The following is a 15,679-nucleotide window of genomic DNA, read 5'->3' as shown; positions in this document are numbered from 1 at the left end:
ACCTCTTATGACCGACATCCTTGATCGTATCCTCGCCCGCAAGGTCGAAGAAATCGCCGCGCGCCATGCCGCTGTGCCGCTGGACGAACTCGTCGCGCGCGTGGCCGACCTTCCCGACACACGGGGCTTTGCGGCCGCCATGGAGGCGAAGATCGCCGCCGGCTTGCCTGCGGTGATCGCCGAGGTGAAGAAGGCCAGCCCCAGCAAGGGCGTGATCCGTGCGGATTTCCACCCTGCCGAGATTGCCCGCAGCTACGAAGCCGGAGGCGCCGCGTGCCTGTCGGTACTCACCGACGCCGACTTCTTCCAGGGCAGCGAAGCCTATCTCCAGCAGGCCTGCGCGGCGTGCTCGTTGCCGTTACTGCGCAAGGATTTCATCATCGACCCGTACCAGGTATACGAGGCGCGTGTGATCGGCGCGGACTGTATCCTGCTGATCGTGGCCGCGCTCGACGACGAGCGCCTGATGGATCTCTCCCTGCTGGCCGCGGAACTGGACCTGGACGTCCTGGCCGAGGTACACAACGAAGACGAACTTCGTCGCGCGCTGGCGCTGCCAGTGCCGCTGGTGGGCGTGAACAACCGCAACCTGCGCACGTTCGAGACCTCGCTGGATACCTCCCTGCGCCTGCGGCCGCTGGTGGAGCCTGGTCGCATCTTCGTCACCGAATCGGGCATCCATACCCGGGAAGACGTAGCACGCCTGCGAGCGTCCGATATCGATGCCTTCCTGGTTGGCGAGGCCTTCATGCGCGCGCCAGATCCTGGCAGCGCCCTGCGCGATCTCTTCAACTAGGCCGCCACCGTGACGACAGGGGAATCGGTGGAAGGCGTGGAGACGGCGCCCGCGGAGGGCCCTGCGCGTGTGGTGCTGTTCGACTTCGACGGCGTGTTGATTAGCGGCGATTCATACACGCTGTTCATGCGTGCCCGCTACAAGCGGTCGCTCGGCCGCAAGCTGTTGGCGCTGCTGACATCACCGGTCTGGTTGCTGCTGGCGATTTTCTCCCGCGAGGCCGCCGCGCATTTCCTGGTGCGCGTGGCGTTGCTGTTCGTCGGCCAGGAACGGTACGAAAAGCTGGCAACCGCCTTCGGGGTGGAGCTGGCGCGTACGCCAGGGCTGTTCCCGCGCGACGGCATCCTGGCCCTGCGACGGCACCTGCATGCTGGTGAGCGGGTACTGGTGGTAACCGCCTGCGAGGACACCCTGGCGCGCGCCATCCTGGGCGAACTGGGTCTGGCGGGTGTTCCCGTGCTGGCCTCCACGTTCCGGCCCGGATGGCTGGGCATGCGCGTGCGCCGCCACAACATCGGTGCGCGCAAACTCGTCAGCCTGGCTGAGATCGGCCTCACCCGCTGGGACGTGGCCTACAGCGACTCCTGGCGGGACATCCCGATGCTGCGGGCGGCCACCGAGCCGATGATGGTCAACGCCTCCCCGCGCACCTGCAAACGAGTTGAAAGGGCCCTGGGGCGGGCGGTGGGGCGGGTCGCATGGTACTGATGGCTGATTGCACCCGGAGTTAAGTGCGGCTACCTTGATCGGCTGACTCTCCCCGTGTATCCCCGCCCGCGTCATGCATTTCGATTCCCTCGCCGAGCTGGCCCTTGCCAGCCGCCTGCACGCGCTTAGCGAGCAGCTCTACCAGTCCATTGACGATGTTTTCCAGGCCACTGGCTCGACCTTGCAGTCGCGCTGGATCCCGATCCTGCGCTTCCTGCGGGACCATGGCCCGGCTTCGCCGACGGATGTCTGCCTGGCGCTGGGCTTGCCGCACACCACGATAAATCCCCTGGCCAGCCTGCTGGTGCGCGAGGGATTGGTGGAACGCCGCACCACGGGCGCGCTGGCCGCCACGGTGATGGCGCGCCAGGCCCTGCGCCAGCTGGAGCCAACATGGCTGGCCATCCGGCGCACGGTGAACCGCGACTACCCGGGCATCGCCAAGCTGTTGCTGGGAGCGCTGGCCGGCACCGAGGATGCCCTGCGCCGGCAGTCGCTTTCGGACGCCATCCTGCGCGAACATGGTTCCCTGATGTCCGCCGAAGTCGAAATCGTCGCCTACGAGCCGGCCTACGCCGGGGACTTCCGCCGCCTCAACCTGGCCTGGCTGGAACGCTATTTCGTGGTCGAAGCCGTGGACCACGCCATGCTGTCCGACCCTGAAGGTGCGGTGCTTGCACGGGGTGGCGCGATCCTCTTTGCCCGCTCCGAGGGCGAGGTGATCGGCACGTGCTCGTTGCTGCACGAGGGCGAGGGTGTGTACGAGCTTTCAAAAATGGCGGTGGATGAGGCCTGGCAGGGCGTGGGCACCGGCCGCAAGCTGCTGGACGCTACTTTGCAGGAGTATCGCCGCCTGGGTGGCCGCCACCTGTTCCTGGAATCGAGCAGCCTGTTGAAGAAGGCGCTGGGAATGTACGAGCGGGCCGGCTTCGTGATGCAGCCGGGCGTGCGCGAAGGCTCGCACTACGCCCGTGCCGACGTGTACATGGTTTACGACCCGCGCCGGTAAAAAGGTTAGCGGGTGCCGCGCACCACGATCGTCTTGCCGGTGACGTCGATCATCCGCTCTTCTTCCAGCTGCTTGAGCACCCGGCCCACCATCTCGCGTGAGCAGCCGACGATACGGCTGACTTCCTGGCGTGAAATGCGGATCTGCGTGCCCTCCGGGTGGGTCATGGCATCCGGTTCCGTGCACAGGTCAAGCAGGGTGCGCGAGACACGGCTGGTGACGTCCATGAAGGCCATCCGGCTGACCTGCCGCGAGGTACGGAGCAAACGGTCGGTGAGTTGGGAGCCAATGGCAAACAGTAGCTTCGGGCAATCGTCGGCGAGCGTGGTTTCCAGGAGCTGGAACATCCGCTCATAGCTGATTTCGGCCATTTCGCAGGGAGTGCGCGTACGCACCAGTGATTCGCGCTGCGCCTGCTCCACGAACAGGCCCATTTCACCGATGAACTGGCCCCGGTTGATGTAGGCCAGGATCAGTTCGCGGCCTTCCTCGTCTTCGGTGCACACGGCCAGTGAGCCGTCGATCACGTAGTAGAGCGTATTGGCGGGGTCACCGGGCCGGATGATGGCGGTTTTGCCCGGATAGCGCCGTCGATGGCAGGCGCCAAGGAAACGTTCCATCGTGGCCGGGTCGGGAGCGAAGTTAACCGGGGCTTGCGAGCGCTCGAACTGCTGTTGCAACAAGTATTTAAGCTGGGCCACGTTCGGTTCCATTAAGCCATGAGGGTCGTGGCGGGCGCGGTTCTCACGCGCCCGAGGGCTACTCCGGCAGGGCCCCAACACCTCGTGAGCCTCGATTATTGCAGGAATGACCCATCTTGCGACGGATTCAAATCCGGCCCGGTTTGGCTCATAATTTCGTCCTTTCGGCCGGACGGCTGTCTTGTGCCGGTCACATCGAACGTTAAAGCTCTACGCCTGAACGTTCTTTCGCAAGCGGGGACCCTAGCTGCTAACCCGTGTCAACTGTAGGCCGCGCAAGCGGTCCCGGAGTGCCGCCGTGGTAAAACCGCTTCCCCGCCTGATGTTGCAGGGTTTCAACAACCTGACCAAGGCCCTGAGCTTCAACATCTACGACATCTGTTATGCCGTGTCCGAAGAACAGCGCCAGCGCTACATCGAGTACATCGATGAACAATACGACGCCGATCGCCTGACGCAGATCCTTACCGATGTGGCCGAAATCATCGGCGCCAACATCCTGAACATCGCGCGCCAGGACTACGATCCGCAGGGCGCCTCGGTGACGATCCTGATCTCCGAAGAGCCGGTGGTGGAGAAGCTCGGCCGCGACACGATCTCCGGTGCCGTGGTAGCCCATATGGACAAGAGCCACATTACCGTCCATACCTACCCGGAAACCCATCCGCACAATGGCATTGCCACTTTCCGTGCGGATATCGACGTGGCCACCTGCGGCGTTATTTCCCCGCTGAAGGCGCTGAATTTCCTGATCGACAGCTTCGAATCGGACATCGTGGTGGCCGACTACCGCGTGCGCGGCTTCACCCGCGACGTGAAGGGCAAGAAGCACTTCATCGACCACAAGATCAATTCCGTGCAGGACTACCTGGCGCGCCATATCCGCCAGAAGTACGAGATGTTCGACGTGAACGTCTATCAGGAAAACATCTTCCACACGAAGATGCACATCAAGGATTTTGACCTCGATACCTATCTGTTCGAGGCCCAGGCGGATGATCTTTCGTTCAAGGACCGTCAGCGCATCGAATCGCTGCTACGTCGAGAGATCGAAGAGTTGTTCCATGGCCGGAACCTGATGTAACGGCTAGCCATCGTTAGCGAAGAACCCCGCCGCGAGCGGGGTTTTTTGTGCCTCGAGGCTAGATCCGGTAGGCCACGGCCTTCATCACCTTCGACATGCCCCGCATCAGGGTGGGAATGGGCCGGGGCAGGGCCACGCCGCCGCGATCGAGCGCTTGCATGGCGTGGCGGGCTTCATCCACCTGCATCTGGGTCAGGATGGCGCGGGAGCGCTCGTCGTGGGACGGCAGGCGTTCCAGGTGCTCGGCCAGGTGGGCCTCGACCTGGCGCTCGGTCTCCACCACGAAGCCCAGGCTTACCGGGTCGCCCACCAGGGCGGCAGCGGCGCCGATGGCATAGGACCCGGCGTACCAGAGGGGATTGAGCAGGCTCGGACGACTTTCCAGCTGGGTCAGCCGCTCCGAGCACCAGGCCAGGTGGTCGGTTTCTTCCGAGGCCGCGTGCAGCAGGTGGGCGCGGGTGGCGCCGTCCCGGGCCAGGGCCGCCTGGCCCATGTAAAGGGCCTGGGCGCAGACCTCGCCGGTATGGTTGATACGCATCAGGCCAGCCGCTTCCCGGCGCTGGATAGCGTCCAGTTCGGCCTCTGGGGCGCCCTTGCCCGGGGAGGGCCGGGTGGCCTCCGGCTTGCCGGCCACGGCCTCCATGGCGTGCTCGATACCGGACAGGACACGGTCGAGTCGGCTAAACTGACGGACAGGCATGGTTGGGGCTCCTTTTCCTGGAACACATGCTATCATTGTCGGCCCGATGCCCTCCGTGGGCGCGGCTTGCGCGCTAGGTGACGATTCCGTTATCCTCTCGCGTCTTTGATCCACCGATTCCGTGTTCCGCCAAGTTGGCGGCTATCAGGTATTTTCGAAATGAAAACGTTCAGCGCCAAGCCGGAAAGCGTCAAGCGCGACTGGTTCGTCATCGATGCGACGAACAAGACGCTCGGTCGCATGTCGACCGAAATCGCCCGTCGCCTCCGCGGCAAGCACAAGCCGGAATACACCCCGCACGTCGATACCGGCGATTACATCGTCGTGATCAACGCCGACAAGGTGGCCGTTACCGGCAACAAGCTGGACGACAAGAAGTATCACCGCTTCACCGGCTACGTCGGCAACCTGAAGACCACCAGTCTGAAGGACCTGCTGGCTACCCACCCGGAGCGCGTGGTTGAGATCGCGGTCAAGGGCATGCTGCCGAAGAACCCGCTGGGCCGTGCGATGTACCGCAAGCTCAAGGTCTACGGTGGCGCCGAGCACCCGCACACCGCACAGCAGCCGCAGGCGCTGGAATTTTAAGGAACCGACATGGCAATCTCGCAGAACTACGGCACCGGCCGCCGCAAGACCTCCGCCGCCCGCGTTTTCCTCCGCAAGGGCAGCGGCGCCATCGTCGTCAACGGCAAGACGCTCGACCAGTTCTTCGGTCGTGAAACCTCCCGCATGATCGTGCGCCAGCCGCTCGAGCTCACGGATAACACCGACAAGTTCGACATCACGGTGACGGTTGCCGGCGGCGGCATCACCGGCCAGGCCGGCGCCATCCGCCTGGGCATCTCGCGCGCCCTGGTCGAGTACGACGAAAACCTGAAGTCGCCGCTCCGCAAGGCCGGCTTCATGACCCGCGACGCCCGCGAAGTCGAGCGTAAGAAGGTCGGTCTGCACAAGGCTCGTCGCGCCACGCAGTTCTCGAAGCGCTAATCCCCCGGGGTTACGCTTCACCGACAACGCTTCCAGGTCAGAGCGCGTTGCCGGCCCAGTTACTGGGAGATCGTCTAACGGTAGGACAACGGACTCTGACTCCGTTTATCTAGGTTCGAATCCTAGTCTCCCAGCCATTCGCAAAGCCCCTGGATTTCCAGGGGCTTTTGCATTTCTGGGATCAGGATGGTTGGTCACCACCACCATGCGCCTGCCTTGTCATTTGCTTCGCTTGCAATTTTGACTATTGGACAGGGATATCACCCAGTGCTACAGTTTGTACCAGGAAAAAAGGGAAGTGGTCAGAAGATAGTTGCTAAAAAGGCCGCTCCTAAAGCTCCCGCTAAAATCGCGGTAGTAAAGAAACGAACATTTAAGACCGCTTGGTTTGCCAAGAACGCTCCGAAGGCCGGAATCAAAGATGCAGATCTTTGTGCGGCTATCAAGGAAGTCGTGCAGGGGCAGTGCTCTGATTTAGGCGGCGGTGTTTTTAAGAAGCGACTTAAGAAGAATGAATATCGCTCGATCGTTTTAGCAAAGGGCGGTAACTATTGGATCTTTGCCTACCTGTTTGCGAAAAACGATCGCGGCAACATAGATGCTAATGAACTTGATGATTTTAGAAAGCTAGCCAAGAGCTTTGCTAAGGCCAGTAGCAAAGAAATCGGCAAGTTGATCCAGAATCAGAAATTGATGGAGATCTGTCATGAGCACCAAGCGCAAGTTCAATACTGACGCATTTGAGGCGATTCATTCGGCTGCCTCGGACCTTTACGAGGCCGGTGTCATTGATAAGGCGACCATGAAAGGCTTTGACGCATCGTGCTTGGTCCCTTCAGAGTTGGCGCCGAGTGCGATCAAGAAACTGCGGACCGCAAGCAAGGTCAGTCAGCCGGTGTTTGCGCGTTATCTTAATACGAGCGAAAGCACCATCGAAAAATGGGAAACAGGCGCCAAGAAGCCGAGCGGCATGGCTCTGAAACTACTGGCGGTTGTCCAAAAGCATGGCCTGCAGATACTTGCTTGATCCAATCGCCGCATCATGCGGCCTGTGAACTTGGTTCGTTGACATGTGACTGCTCTCATGATGCCCAAGCAGGATGACTTGACCGGTAGGAACCGCCTACCTAAGATTATTGGCAATCGCGCCCGATCCCCTGGTGTTGGCTTGTCCAGCATCATGGTCGGGCCTTCTTTTGTCTGGGGTTAGCATGTGACCGCTTACATCGCCCCAAGCCCTTCAAAGCGTATTCAGATCTGGTGAACCTCCTGATAGGCCGCCGCATGAGCGTGGTCGATCCCGCGCGATCTGACCCAGCGGCCCATACTCTAGGTCAGCAGTTGCTTAGATATGCTTCGACTTCCACCCTCCTCTCATGGTGGGCCCAATCGGCAGGCGTGCCCTGCCAGATAACATCTTTCATATCGAGCCTCGCTCCGCTTTCAACGAGCAACTTGACGACATCAAGGTGCCCGGCCAGTGCTGCCTGATGCAGGGGCGTGGAGTGGCTGTGTAAGCCTGGCGGGTTATAGCGGTTTGGGTCTTCACCCGCATCCAGAAGGGCACGCACGATTTCAGTGTGACCGTGCTGGGCGGCAAGCGCCAACGCCAGATGACGTTGGGCGGAGTCCGAACCAGGGAAGCGTTGGAGAAATCCTTCCCTATCTCCAAGAGCCGCATAGATGGGTAGATTGGCCTTCCCGCCCAATCGGATCAACTGACGCGCCGCTTCGAATTCTCCATGAAGAACTGCCGTCAGAAGCGCGGAATCCGGGTCGGCGCCGTATTTGCACAGTACGTCGATAAACGGTATTTGAACCCCGCATTCGCGGGGCACACGGCCCGACACCACCAGATCGAGAGTGTCGTTGATCGAGCTGTGTTCCGGGCCCGCTGCAAGGAGACTCAACGCGACATCGACAATATTCGCGGGCAGGGTGCCATGCCGGATCGGGTTCTCCGCAATGAATTCCAGCAGGCCGGGATTGCGGAAGTAGTTGCCGCCCTCGAAGAGAACCCGCTGGTGGATGAGGCCGGGATTTCTCTTAAGTAAAAGCGACAAACCAGAAGCATCGCCAGCGTCGATCAAACTAACAGCGTGGCGGAAAACGGCGTCCTCGATTCGCTCGTGATGGGGAAGCGTCAGGTTGTCTCCGACGCCTGGCTTTTCAACACGCTGCTTAAGGCGCGTCCAGCTTGGGAACCCGTATTCGCGCGCGATGGCGAGCTGCGCATCGCTGAGCGTGAGATGGGTTGAGAAGATCTCCTGGTCTGTGGAGCGGTGAAGCTTGGGATGAAACTCGCGCAGACGTTGTGCGCTGGCGAGCTCTCCCAGCGAATGCTGGCGCAGAAGATCCTTGGCCTGGTGCTTAAGGTGGTCGAGACTCGGGTGCTCAGGGAGCTGTTTCGTCGGCATACAGAACTTCCTCTCGTTTACCCGAGGTCCGCGTAAGACGGGCTGAAAGTAAGTTCAGTCGAATGAAATAAAGCCGGGTGGACTTCTGTCCTTTCCGCGGACCGGATGCGCCCCTCGCGCTGATAAAAAGCATATCTCTTTTCGCCTACTGGGTTAAAGCTGCCTTGGACTGTATCGGCGTTTTGCCAGCGCTATACTCAAGCAGTCGTAGCGGAAAATGTTCCGCCGGCAGGACGACGCACCGATCCCCCTAGCGGAGCGCGTAGTCATGTCCATCAATGAAGAGAAACTCAATGCATTCCTGGGTAAGGCCGTCGGCGACCTGGGCGCTGCATTCAGCGCGGTGCTTGTCCTGCTCGGCGACGAACTAGGCTTGTACAAGGCGCTGGCAAAAGAATCCCTGACATCTGCGGACCTTGCCAAACGTACTGGTACCAACGAGCGCTATATGCGCGAGTGGCTTGGTAACCAGGCGGCCGGCGGTTACGTCGACTACGACGCGGCATCGGGCAAATACCAGCTCAGCGAAGAGCAGGCGGCGTGCCTTGCCGATCCGGCCGGCCCGGTCGACCTGGCTGGCGCGTATGAGATTGCCCGGGCGCTGTTTCACACCTACCCGCGCGTGAGGGACAATTTCCGTAGCGGAGCCGGCATGGAATGGGGCGAGCACCATCCCTGCCTGTTCCATGGCACCGAGCGGTTCTTCCGCGCCGGCTACAACAGCCATCTGCTCGGTGCATGGTTGCCGGCGCTTGAAGGTGTCGTGGACAAGCTCGCGCGCGGCGGCAAGGTCGCCGACATCGGTTGCGGTCACGGCGCCAGCACGGTGCTGATGGCAAAAGCATTCCCTGCATCGCAGTTTGTCGGCTACGACTATCACGCACCGTCGATCGACGTTGCCCGCGAGCGGGCAAAGGCGGCCGGCGTGAAGAATGCAACGTTCGAGCAGGCGGATGCCTCCGGCTACAAAGGCCGCGATTTCGATCTCATCGCCTTCTTCGACTGCCTGCACGACATGGCCGACCCTGATGGCGCTGCCCGCCATGCGAGAAGCGCCTTGAAAGACGACGGCACCTGCATGGTCGTGGAGCCTTTCGCCGGCGATAGCACGGCGGACAATCTCAATCCGGTAGGCCGCGTGTACTACGCGGCCTCGTCGATGATCTGCGTGCCGGTGTCGCTTGCCCGCCATGGCCCGGCGCTCGGTGCACAGGCTGGTGAGGCCCGCCTGCGCAAGGTGATCGTGGATGCCGGTGGCTTCAGTCGCCTTCGTCGTGCGGCGGAAACGCCGTTCAATATCGTGCTGGAGGCGAGGCCGTAAGGCTCGAATGTGCGGCAGGATTGAGATTCTTTCGCTGTTGTATCGCTCGTACTTTTACGACGATTCGTATGGAATCGCAGCGCGAAAATCTGGATCATGTGTCCGTTGCCAATGCATCGGCAACCGGGTGTCCAAGCCCGTGTTACAGGTATCGGATACCGCAGTAAAGCTGCGGTATCCGAGACTCCCGCCTTTTTTGGCGGGCGGTCAGGTGGGCGTATGCCCAGCCGTTCCTGTGACCGGCCTTGGACCCTGGCTCGCCCGTCACCTTCGTCTATGTAGCAAGGTGGCTTCAAGCCATGGCTGGGCGGATGAACGAAGGAGCGTGTGGAAAGCGGTCCCGGGCAAATCCACAGGTCGTTCTATCGCCTGCAACCGCCTGACGGGTGTGAGAGCACGTATCGTTCATCCGCTAGATCCGTTATCTGTATAAGGGAATGAATCCTCGCCTGGCATAGCCGGCGGTGGATCCTCACCCTTGACTGCAAGTGGGAGGAGCCCGACGATGCGCCTGCGGTCAACCGCTGCGTTTGGCGGTGACCCGGGAGAAAGGGGAATCGATCATCACGTCGGCCAGGCGGGACGCTCCGGCATCGGTACGCCATCCTTCAACTGTCTGGAGTACGTATGAGCGACGCAACAGCGCCATGCTCGCAATGTGGGGTCGTCCACGACCTCGACGACATGGAGCTTTCATTCTTCCGGCCCGATGCGGTGATTGCTTTACCCGACGACGAGCGTGAGCAGGACGTCAAAGAATCCAACGACCTGTGCTCCATCCGGAGCGAACGCTTCTTCGTGCGCGCAACCCTTCCTCTTCCGGTCCATGAAAGGGACATCTCTTATCGATTAGGTTTATGGGTCGAGACCAGTGAGGCGACATTCAACCGCATCCGAGAACTCTGGAGGGACGACAACCAGGCCGACGAGAAGCCCTTCGAAGTAACGCTCGCCAACAGCATCCGAGCCCTGCCGGCGACGTGCGGCCTGCCTGTCTTGCTTCAACTGACCGGGCCAAAAACACGTCCGGACATCATTGTCCCGATGTCGCGGCATCCGCTATGTGATGAGCAGCGCACTGGAATCACGGCACATCGTGCAAATCAATACACGACGAGCATGAGTTAGATTTGAGTGGCGGCCGATCTACCGCTGCAAAAGCATGATCGTGATCTCAAGCATGATCAGCAGCACGATGGCCACTTCCAGGACCTCCGCGCGCCGGCTCGAAGCCTCTTCATAAAGCGCGGCATACGTATCGCGGATGATCGCCAGCTTGCGGTCCACCGAAGCACTCAAGGTGGGAACGCGGAACAACCCGAGAGCGGTGCTGTAGACGCGGGCGAGGTAGACGTCTTCGGTCACCTGCAGTGCGTTGTCCACGCGCTCTGTCAATTCGGTGACCTCCGCCACGAGCGTATATAAGCGTCGGGCAAGGTTGGCGAACCGCCGCGATGCGAACAGGGAAGCTGCGCCGCGCGCGTTCTCGACGCGGTCGTACATGCTGGGTAGTTCTTCATCCAGCAAGGTGTCGTAGTAGCGAAACTCCACCAGCTGGGCGTTGGCTACTTCGATCACATCGGCCACATCGGAATCAAGCCGGGGTTCGTACATGAATGCCCGGTCCCACGTCATGACGACCAGGTCGTCGGCGTAGTAGGAGAAACTGCGCGACAGCAATTCCCGCTTCGATTCACGCGAAAGAGGGCGCTTCTCGCCTGACAGCAGCGCGGTAAGGTCGACCCGCGACTGCAGCACGGAGGCATCCATCGGCTCGTCCAGCCGTTGGATGGAGGCGATCAGGTAGTCCTCTTCCAGCTTGTCGTGCGTTGCCGGGCGATCGAGCGCGGGAAGGATGATGTCCTTGACGCGCTGGAGCAGGTTCGTCCAAAAGTCGATCGGTGCGCCATGGCCGACCGCGCGATCGAGCGCATCGAAGTCGGCGACGAAGCCATCGAAGTCCAGGTCGCGGACCTGGATGCGGACCGCCAGTGCCGCCACGCCGAAATCGTAGATGCGCACGGAAAGGTCGGCGGTGACCATGCGCGAATCCAGCATCAGCGCGGTTTCCCCGAGCTCAAGCCTGAGGGGCGCAACGCCAAACGTCACCGCTTTGGCGGGTGTGCTGGTGAGCCGAATCCGGCTGAAAGCAAGGCCTGGCCTTGCCGCCCAGAGTTGCTCGGCATGCGAAAGATCCACGGTGTAGGCAATATCGAACAGTCGTAGCGCCGTCAGTTCTCCCGCTGCCACTTTGATCATTCCGGAGGTCACTTTTGGTGCTCTTTGCTCATTGTCAGGCCAGTGTAGTGGGGGGATTGGGCAGGTCTGATGACGGTCGGGCTTGGCTGCACGGATATTTGCAAATACGACTCTTTCGCATTACCTGGTGTTTCTGATAAACTTTTTGCTGCATCGCGACAAGCCAGCCCCCGGCGAGCCAGTGGCGTTATTCCCACGCAAGCGAGTTTTGCTTGCCGGCTTCGCAGAAAGGGCACTCTATCCATGTTCTCCATCCGTTCCGGCCGTCTGCCGGTCGCGTCGCTGGCTGCCAGCGTGATGCTGGCATTTCCCGTCGCGGCACTGGCCCAATCGCAGTCCGCCACCGACACGTCCGCCAAGCCCGACAACGCCACCCGGCTCGCCACGGTGAAAGTGGAAGGACAGGGCATCCAGGGCTACACCGTCAGCGATACCGCGGCGGCCACGCGTCTGCCGCTTACCTTGCAAGACACCCCGCAGTCGGTCAGCGTGATCACCGCCCAGCGCATCGAGGACCAGAACCTCACCAATGTGCGTGCCGTGCTGGATAACACCACAGGTGTTTCGTCCAACGCCTACGACTCGGAACGGGTGCTCTTCTATTCCCGCGGCTTCCAGATCGAGAACATGGCCTACGACGGCGTGCCCGTCGCCCCTGGCCTGAACTCAGGTTCCGCCGACGGCAGCCTGGATACGTCGATCTACGACCGCATCGAAGTGGTGCGCGGCGCAACGGGCCTGATGAGCGGCGCGGGTAGCCCGGCGGCGCTGATCAACTTCGTGCGCAAGCACGCAGACAGCCGCACGCTCACCGCGGACGCATCGGTAAGCTACGGCACGTGGGGCGCGACGCGCGAAACCTTCGATATTTCAACGCCGGTCAATGCATCCGGTTCGGTGCGCGGGCGCGTGGTGGCGGCGCATGAAGAGGGCGGCTCGTACATCGATCGCTACAGAAGCAACAAGAACGTGCTCTACGCCGTGGTCGATGCCGACCTTGGGCCTGACACCACGCTTAGCGTTGGCCTGGATTACCAGAAGACCAGGCCGAAGGGCGTGACCTGGGGTACCTATCCCGTGTTCTACGATGATGGTGGCTTCATCGCGTGGCCCCGCGGTTTTTCCAGCGCTGCCAACTGGTCGTTCTGGTACAACACCACCAAGACGGCGTTCGTGGACTTGAAGCACGAGTTCGCCAACGGCTGGCAGCTGCATGCCATGGCCAGCCGCCGGGAAACCGATGGCGACATGGCGCTGTTCTATGTCTATGGGTTTCCCAACCGCGAAACAGGTGAGGGCGCCGCACCCTATGCGTACCGCGGGGTCGACCGCGGTCGGCAGAACATGGCGGATATCTACCTGTCCGGCCCGTTCGAGGCCTTCGGCCGCGAGCACGAGCTGGTGGCGGGCCTGAGCGGTTCGCGTTACACCCAGGACTCCTACGAGAACGCCCATGGCGATCTTCCCGACACGGGTAATTTCCTGCAATGGACGGGCAATTACCCGTATCCGGATTTTGCCCCGAAGGGCGATCTGCTCAGCGCCGCGCGCACCAGGCAGGGCGGCGTGTACGTGGCCTCGCGCTGGTCGCTCGCCGACAGCCTCAAGCTGATCGCCGGCGCCCGCTACAGCACCTGGACCAACGACACGTTCGACGCCAGCGCGGGCATCTACCATCACGAGCATTCCAAGACGGTCCCCTACGCCGGACTGATCTACGACATCACCCCGGTGTATTCGGCCTTCGCCAGCTACACGCAGATCTTCGACCCACAGAGCAATCGCCGCGCCAATGGCGACTTCCTCGATCCGATGATCGGCAGCAGTCGCGAGGTCGGTATCAAGGGCCGCCATTTCAACGGCCGCCTGAATACATCGTTGACCTTCTTCGACACGCGCGAAGACAACGTGGCCCAGGCCGATCCGGGCCAATTCCTGCCCGATGGCATTACCCAGGCCTATATACCAGTGAACGGTACGCGGTCCCGTGGCTACGAATTCGAAGCATCCGGTGCGCTCAGCGACCACTGGAACACCACGCTTGGGTGGTCACACTTCAACATCAAGGCGCCGCAACAGGGCGCGATCAATACCTCACTGCCCCGCACGCTGGTGCGCCTGTTCACCACCTACCAGCTGCCCGGCAGCTGGAATGGACTGACCATCGGCGGTGGCCCCAACTGGCAGTCGCCGAGCCGGGCACCGGTGGATGGCCCGAACGGTACGCAGTTTGTGAACCAGTCGTCGGTGCTTCTACTGAGCGCGATGGCGCGATACGCCTTCAATGACCATGCATCGCTGCAGGTCAACGGCGACAACCTCCTGGACCGCAAGTACTTCGTGCTGGATGAGTACAGCAACCTTTACTATGCCGCTGGCCGCAGCGCGACGTTGAGCTTTAGCTACAAGTTCTTCTGAGTCGAAGACAATGGGTCAGACCGTGGCCGGATCGGTATCGATCATCCGGTCGCGGCCGGCCTGCTTGGCGGCGTAGAGGCGACGGTCGACGCGGTCGAGCAGGCTTACCCAGTTGTCGCCGGCTTCCGGGGTGATCGCACCCACGCCGATGCTCGCGGTGAGGCGGCCCATCGGGGAAGGGCCGTGCAGGATCTGCGCTTCCTTCAGCAGCTGTCGGCAGTGCTCGGCCACGCCGGCAGCGCCCGATGCACTGGTGCCGGGGAGCAGCATGGCGAATTCCTCGCCGCCGATGCGGGCCAGCAGATCGTTCGGACGTGCGGCGGCCTGGGTCAGCACGGATGCCACGCGGCGCAGACAGTCGTCGCCGGCCAGGTGGCCGTAGCGGTCGTTGTATTGCTTGAAGTAGTCGATATCAATCATCAGCAGCGCGATCGGTTCGCGCTGGTTGCGGGCGCGTTCCCATGCAGCATCCATCACCTGGTCGAACCGGCGCCGGTTGGCGACGTTGGTCAGGCCGTCCTTGAACGATAGTTCTTCGAGTTCGCGCTGCATCGCCAGCAACTTTTCCTCGGTTTTCTTTCGTTCGGAAATATCGAACATGAAACCAATGAGCGAGTTCACCGTACCGTCGTCGTTGCGTACCACGTGCACAACGTCGCGTATCCATACGTAATCGCCATTGCTGCACAGGGCGCGATAGTCCGCCTCGTGGTCCACGCCGGCCATGGATTGCGCCACGCAGAAGTCCACCGCCCACTGGCGGTCTTCCGGGTGCATGCGCTCGGCCCAATCCTGCACGGTAGCCCAGCTTTCAGGCGCCCAGCCAAGCAGTTCCTCGATCTGAGGGCCGACGTAGGCGAACTGCATGGTCGCCCAGTCGATCTTCCAGGGGATGGCCCGGGTGGATTCGAGCAGCGTCTTGTAGACGGCGTCGTCAGTACGGATGTCATGCGTGGTCATACAACTTCTATCGGCAATGTAGTCATTTCCTGAAGGTCCCTTTCAGATAAGGAAAGGCTGTCGGCGCGCACCGGCATCGGACTACTGCGTTCGGATGGGCGGTCTCCTAACGTTTGCGTCCCACTCGCCCGGAGTTGACTTCATGTCTGTCGTAGCCGTACCGCTCCCCCACCGCATCACCCAGGACCTGCTTCGCCCGTGCGTCGACAACGATTTCAACCAGATCCTGGAGACCATCAGAAAAAAGCCTGCTTGATCCGCTACGTCTATGTGCGTAGCGCTTCGCAGGGCCAGGGCATCGGTACGCGCTTGCTGC

At 61.4% G+C, this 15,679-nt stretch carries 16 protein-coding genes and 1 tRNA gene; 12 read left to right on the top strand and 5 right to left on the bottom strand.

The features are described 5' to 3' along the window. Window positions 1–7 precede the first annotated feature (7 nt). From trpC to VGM61_RS16675, 3 genes are all read left to right on the top strand, one after another. Window positions 8–796, top strand: coding sequence for an indole-3-glycerol phosphate synthase TrpC (gene trpC / locus VGM61_RS16685; protein ID WP_331524014.1), 789 nt, complete (start codon window positions 8–10; stop codon window positions 794–796). Window positions 797–805: 9 nt separating this feature from the next. Next, a complete protein-coding gene (locus VGM61_RS16680; RefSeq protein ID WP_331524013.1) occupies window positions 806–1,504 on the top strand; it encodes a haloacid dehalogenase-like hydrolase in 699 nt (232 codons plus the stop codon). Window positions 1,505–1,577: 73 nt separating this feature from the next. Continuing rightward, window positions 1,578–2,513: a bifunctional helix-turn-helix transcriptional regulator/GNAT family N-acetyltransferase gene (locus tag VGM61_RS16675; RefSeq protein WP_331524012.1), complete on the top strand. Its 936-nt coding sequence runs from the start codon at window positions 1,578–1,580 to the stop codon at window positions 2,511–2,513. Window positions 2,514–2,518: 5 nt separating this feature from the next. Here VGM61_RS16675 and crp read toward each other — a convergent pair whose 3' ends face one another. Beyond that, window positions 2,519–3,214, bottom strand: a complete 696-nt coding sequence (crp, locus tag VGM61_RS16670) for a cAMP-activated global transcriptional regulator CRP (RefSeq protein WP_331524011.1) — start codon at window positions 3,212–3,214, stop codon at window positions 2,519–2,521. Between the two features lie 298 nt (window positions 3,215–3,512). On the opposite strand from crp, the gene speD reads away from it, so the two are divergent. After that, window positions 3,513–4,298, top strand: a complete 786-nt coding sequence (gene speD, locus VGM61_RS16665; RefSeq protein ID WP_250624822.1) for an adenosylmethionine decarboxylase — start codon at window positions 3,513–3,515, stop codon at window positions 4,296–4,298. A gap of 58 nt (window positions 4,299–4,356) precedes the next feature. Here the strand turns inward: speD and coq7 are convergent, their stop codons facing one another. Continuing rightward, on the bottom strand, window positions 4,357–4,998 hold the full coding sequence (gene coq7 / locus VGM61_RS16660; protein WP_331524010.1) for a 2-polyprenyl-3-methyl-6-methoxy-1,4-benzoquinone monooxygenase: 642 nt from the start codon (window positions 4,996–4,998) through the stop codon (window positions 4,357–4,359). A gap of 159 nt (window positions 4,999–5,157) precedes the next feature. Between coq7 and rplM the strand changes: the two genes are divergently transcribed. The 5 genes from rplM to VGM61_RS16635 all read left to right on the top strand — a co-directional run bounded on the left by rplM (window position 5,158) and on the right by VGM61_RS16635 (window position 7,015). Beyond that, window positions 5,158–5,586 carry a 50S ribosomal protein L13 gene (gene rplM / locus VGM61_RS16655; protein ID WP_331524009.1) on the top strand — a complete coding sequence of 143 codons (429 nt, stop codon included), beginning with the start codon at window positions 5,158–5,160 and terminating at the stop codon, window positions 5,584–5,586. A gap of 9 nt (window positions 5,587–5,595) precedes the next feature. Then, window positions 5,596–5,988 carry a 30S ribosomal protein S9 gene (gene rpsI / locus VGM61_RS16650; protein WP_331524008.1) on the top strand — a complete coding sequence of 131 codons (393 nt, stop codon included), beginning with the start codon at window positions 5,596–5,598 and terminating at the stop codon, window positions 5,986–5,988. A gap of 63 nt (window positions 5,989–6,051) precedes the next feature. After that, window positions 6,052–6,125: transfer RNA gene (locus VGM61_RS16645), tRNA-Gln, on the top strand. Window positions 6,126–6,174: 49 nt separating this feature from the next. After that, window positions 6,175–6,723, top strand: coding sequence for a type II toxin-antitoxin system RelE/ParE family toxin (locus VGM61_RS16640; protein ID WP_331524007.1), 549 nt, complete (start codon window positions 6,175–6,177; stop codon window positions 6,721–6,723). Then, window positions 6,695–7,015 (top strand): DNA-binding transcriptional regulator, encoded by a 321-nt coding sequence (locus tag VGM61_RS16635; protein WP_331524006.1) that lies wholly within the window; start codon window positions 6,695–6,697, stop codon window positions 7,013–7,015. The genes VGM61_RS16640 and VGM61_RS16635 overlap by 29 nt, the downstream gene beginning before the upstream one ends. Window positions 7,016–7,322: 307 nt before the next feature. On the opposite strand, the gene VGM61_RS16630 is transcribed toward VGM61_RS16635, so the two are convergent. Then, window positions 7,323–8,405 carry an ankyrin repeat domain-containing protein gene (locus tag VGM61_RS16630; RefSeq protein WP_331524005.1) on the bottom strand — a complete coding sequence of 361 codons (1,083 nt, stop codon included), beginning with the start codon at window positions 8,403–8,405 and terminating at the stop codon, window positions 7,323–7,325. Window positions 8,406–8,673: 268 nt separating this feature from the next. Between VGM61_RS16630 and VGM61_RS16625 the strand changes: the two genes are divergently transcribed. Both VGM61_RS16625 and VGM61_RS16620 read left to right on the top strand, forming a co-directional pair. Beyond that, window positions 8,674–9,726 carry a class I SAM-dependent methyltransferase gene (locus VGM61_RS16625; protein ID WP_331524004.1) on the top strand — a complete coding sequence of 351 codons (1,053 nt, stop codon included), beginning with the start codon at window positions 8,674–8,676 and terminating at the stop codon, window positions 9,724–9,726. A 627-nt stretch (window positions 9,727–10,353) separates the two neighbouring features. Continuing rightward, window positions 10,354–10,854: a DUF2199 domain-containing protein gene (locus VGM61_RS16620; RefSeq protein WP_331524003.1), complete on the top strand. Its 501-nt coding sequence runs from the start codon at window positions 10,354–10,356 to the stop codon at window positions 10,852–10,854. An 18-nt stretch (window positions 10,855–10,872) separates the two neighbouring features. Here the strand turns inward: VGM61_RS16620 and VGM61_RS16615 are convergent, their stop codons facing one another. Continuing rightward, on the bottom strand, window positions 10,873–11,985 hold the full coding sequence (locus tag VGM61_RS16615) for a hypothetical protein (RefSeq protein ID WP_331524002.1): 1,113 nt from the start codon (window positions 11,983–11,985) through the stop codon (window positions 10,873–10,875). A gap of 243 nt (window positions 11,986–12,228) precedes the next feature. Here VGM61_RS16615 and VGM61_RS16610 point away from each other — a divergent pair, with 243 nt between their 5' ends. Continuing rightward, entirely contained in the window at window positions 12,229–14,403 is a 2,175-nt protein-coding gene (locus VGM61_RS16610) for a TonB-dependent siderophore receptor (protein WP_331524001.1), read from the top strand. Between the two features lie 15 nt (window positions 14,404–14,418). Here the strand turns inward: VGM61_RS16610 and VGM61_RS16605 are convergent, their stop codons facing one another. Next, window positions 14,419–15,363, bottom strand: a complete 945-nt coding sequence (locus VGM61_RS16605) for a sensor domain-containing diguanylate cyclase (protein WP_331524000.1) — start codon at window positions 15,361–15,363, stop codon at window positions 14,419–14,421. Between the last annotated feature and the right edge of the window lie 316 nt (window positions 15,364–15,679).

This window comes from Pinirhizobacter sp. (assembly GCF_036499745.1).
GTDB lineage: Bacteria > Pseudomonadota > Gammaproteobacteria > Xanthomonadales > Rhodanobacteraceae > Pinirhizobacter.
The sequence above is the reverse complement of the archived record's forward strand: the minus strand, read 5'-3'. Positions and strand labels throughout refer to the sequence as shown.

Excerpts from the sequence above, each read along its gene's own strand:
- trpC (WP_331524014.1), top strand. The coding sequence starts at position 8 with ATGACCGACATCCTTGATCGTATCCTCGCCCGCAAGGTCGAAGAAATC.
- VGM61_RS16675 (WP_331524012.1), top strand. The coding sequence starts at position 1,578 with ATGCATTTCGATTCCCTCGCCGAGCTGGCCCTTGCCAGCCGCCTGCAC.
- coq7 (WP_331524010.1), bottom strand. The coding sequence starts at position 4,998 with ATGCCTGTCCGTCAGTTTAGCCGACTCGACCGTGTCCTGTCCGGTATC.
- rplM (WP_331524009.1), top strand. The coding sequence starts at position 5,158 with ATGAAAACGTTCAGCGCCAAGCCGGAAAGCGTCAAGCGCGACTGGTTC.
- rpsI (WP_331524008.1), top strand. The coding sequence starts at position 5,596 with ATGGCAATCTCGCAGAACTACGGCACCGGCCGCCGCAAGACCTCCGCC.
- VGM61_RS16640 (WP_331524007.1), top strand. The coding sequence starts at position 6,175 with ATGGTTGGTCACCACCACCATGCGCCTGCCTTGTCATTTGCTTCGCTT.
- VGM61_RS16635 (WP_331524006.1), top strand. The coding sequence starts at position 6,695 with ATGAGCACCAAGCGCAAGTTCAATACTGACGCATTTGAGGCGATTCAT.
- VGM61_RS16630 (WP_331524005.1), bottom strand. The coding sequence starts at position 8,405 with ATGCCGACGAAACAGCTCCCTGAGCACCCGAGTCTCGACCACCTTAAG.
- VGM61_RS16625 (WP_331524004.1), top strand. The coding sequence starts at position 8,674 with ATGTCCATCAATGAAGAGAAACTCAATGCATTCCTGGGTAAGGCCGTC.
- VGM61_RS16620 (WP_331524003.1), top strand. The coding sequence starts at position 10,354 with ATGAGCGACGCAACAGCGCCATGCTCGCAATGTGGGGTCGTCCACGAC.
- VGM61_RS16615 (WP_331524002.1), bottom strand. The coding sequence starts at position 11,985 with ATGATCAAAGTGGCAGCGGGAGAACTGACGGCGCTACGACTGTTCGAT.
- VGM61_RS16610 (WP_331524001.1), top strand. The coding sequence starts at position 12,229 with ATGTTCTCCATCCGTTCCGGCCGTCTGCCGGTCGCGTCGCTGGCTGCC.
- VGM61_RS16605 (WP_331524000.1), bottom strand. The coding sequence starts at position 15,363 with ATGACCACGCATGACATCCGTACTGACGACGCCGTCTACAAGACGCTG.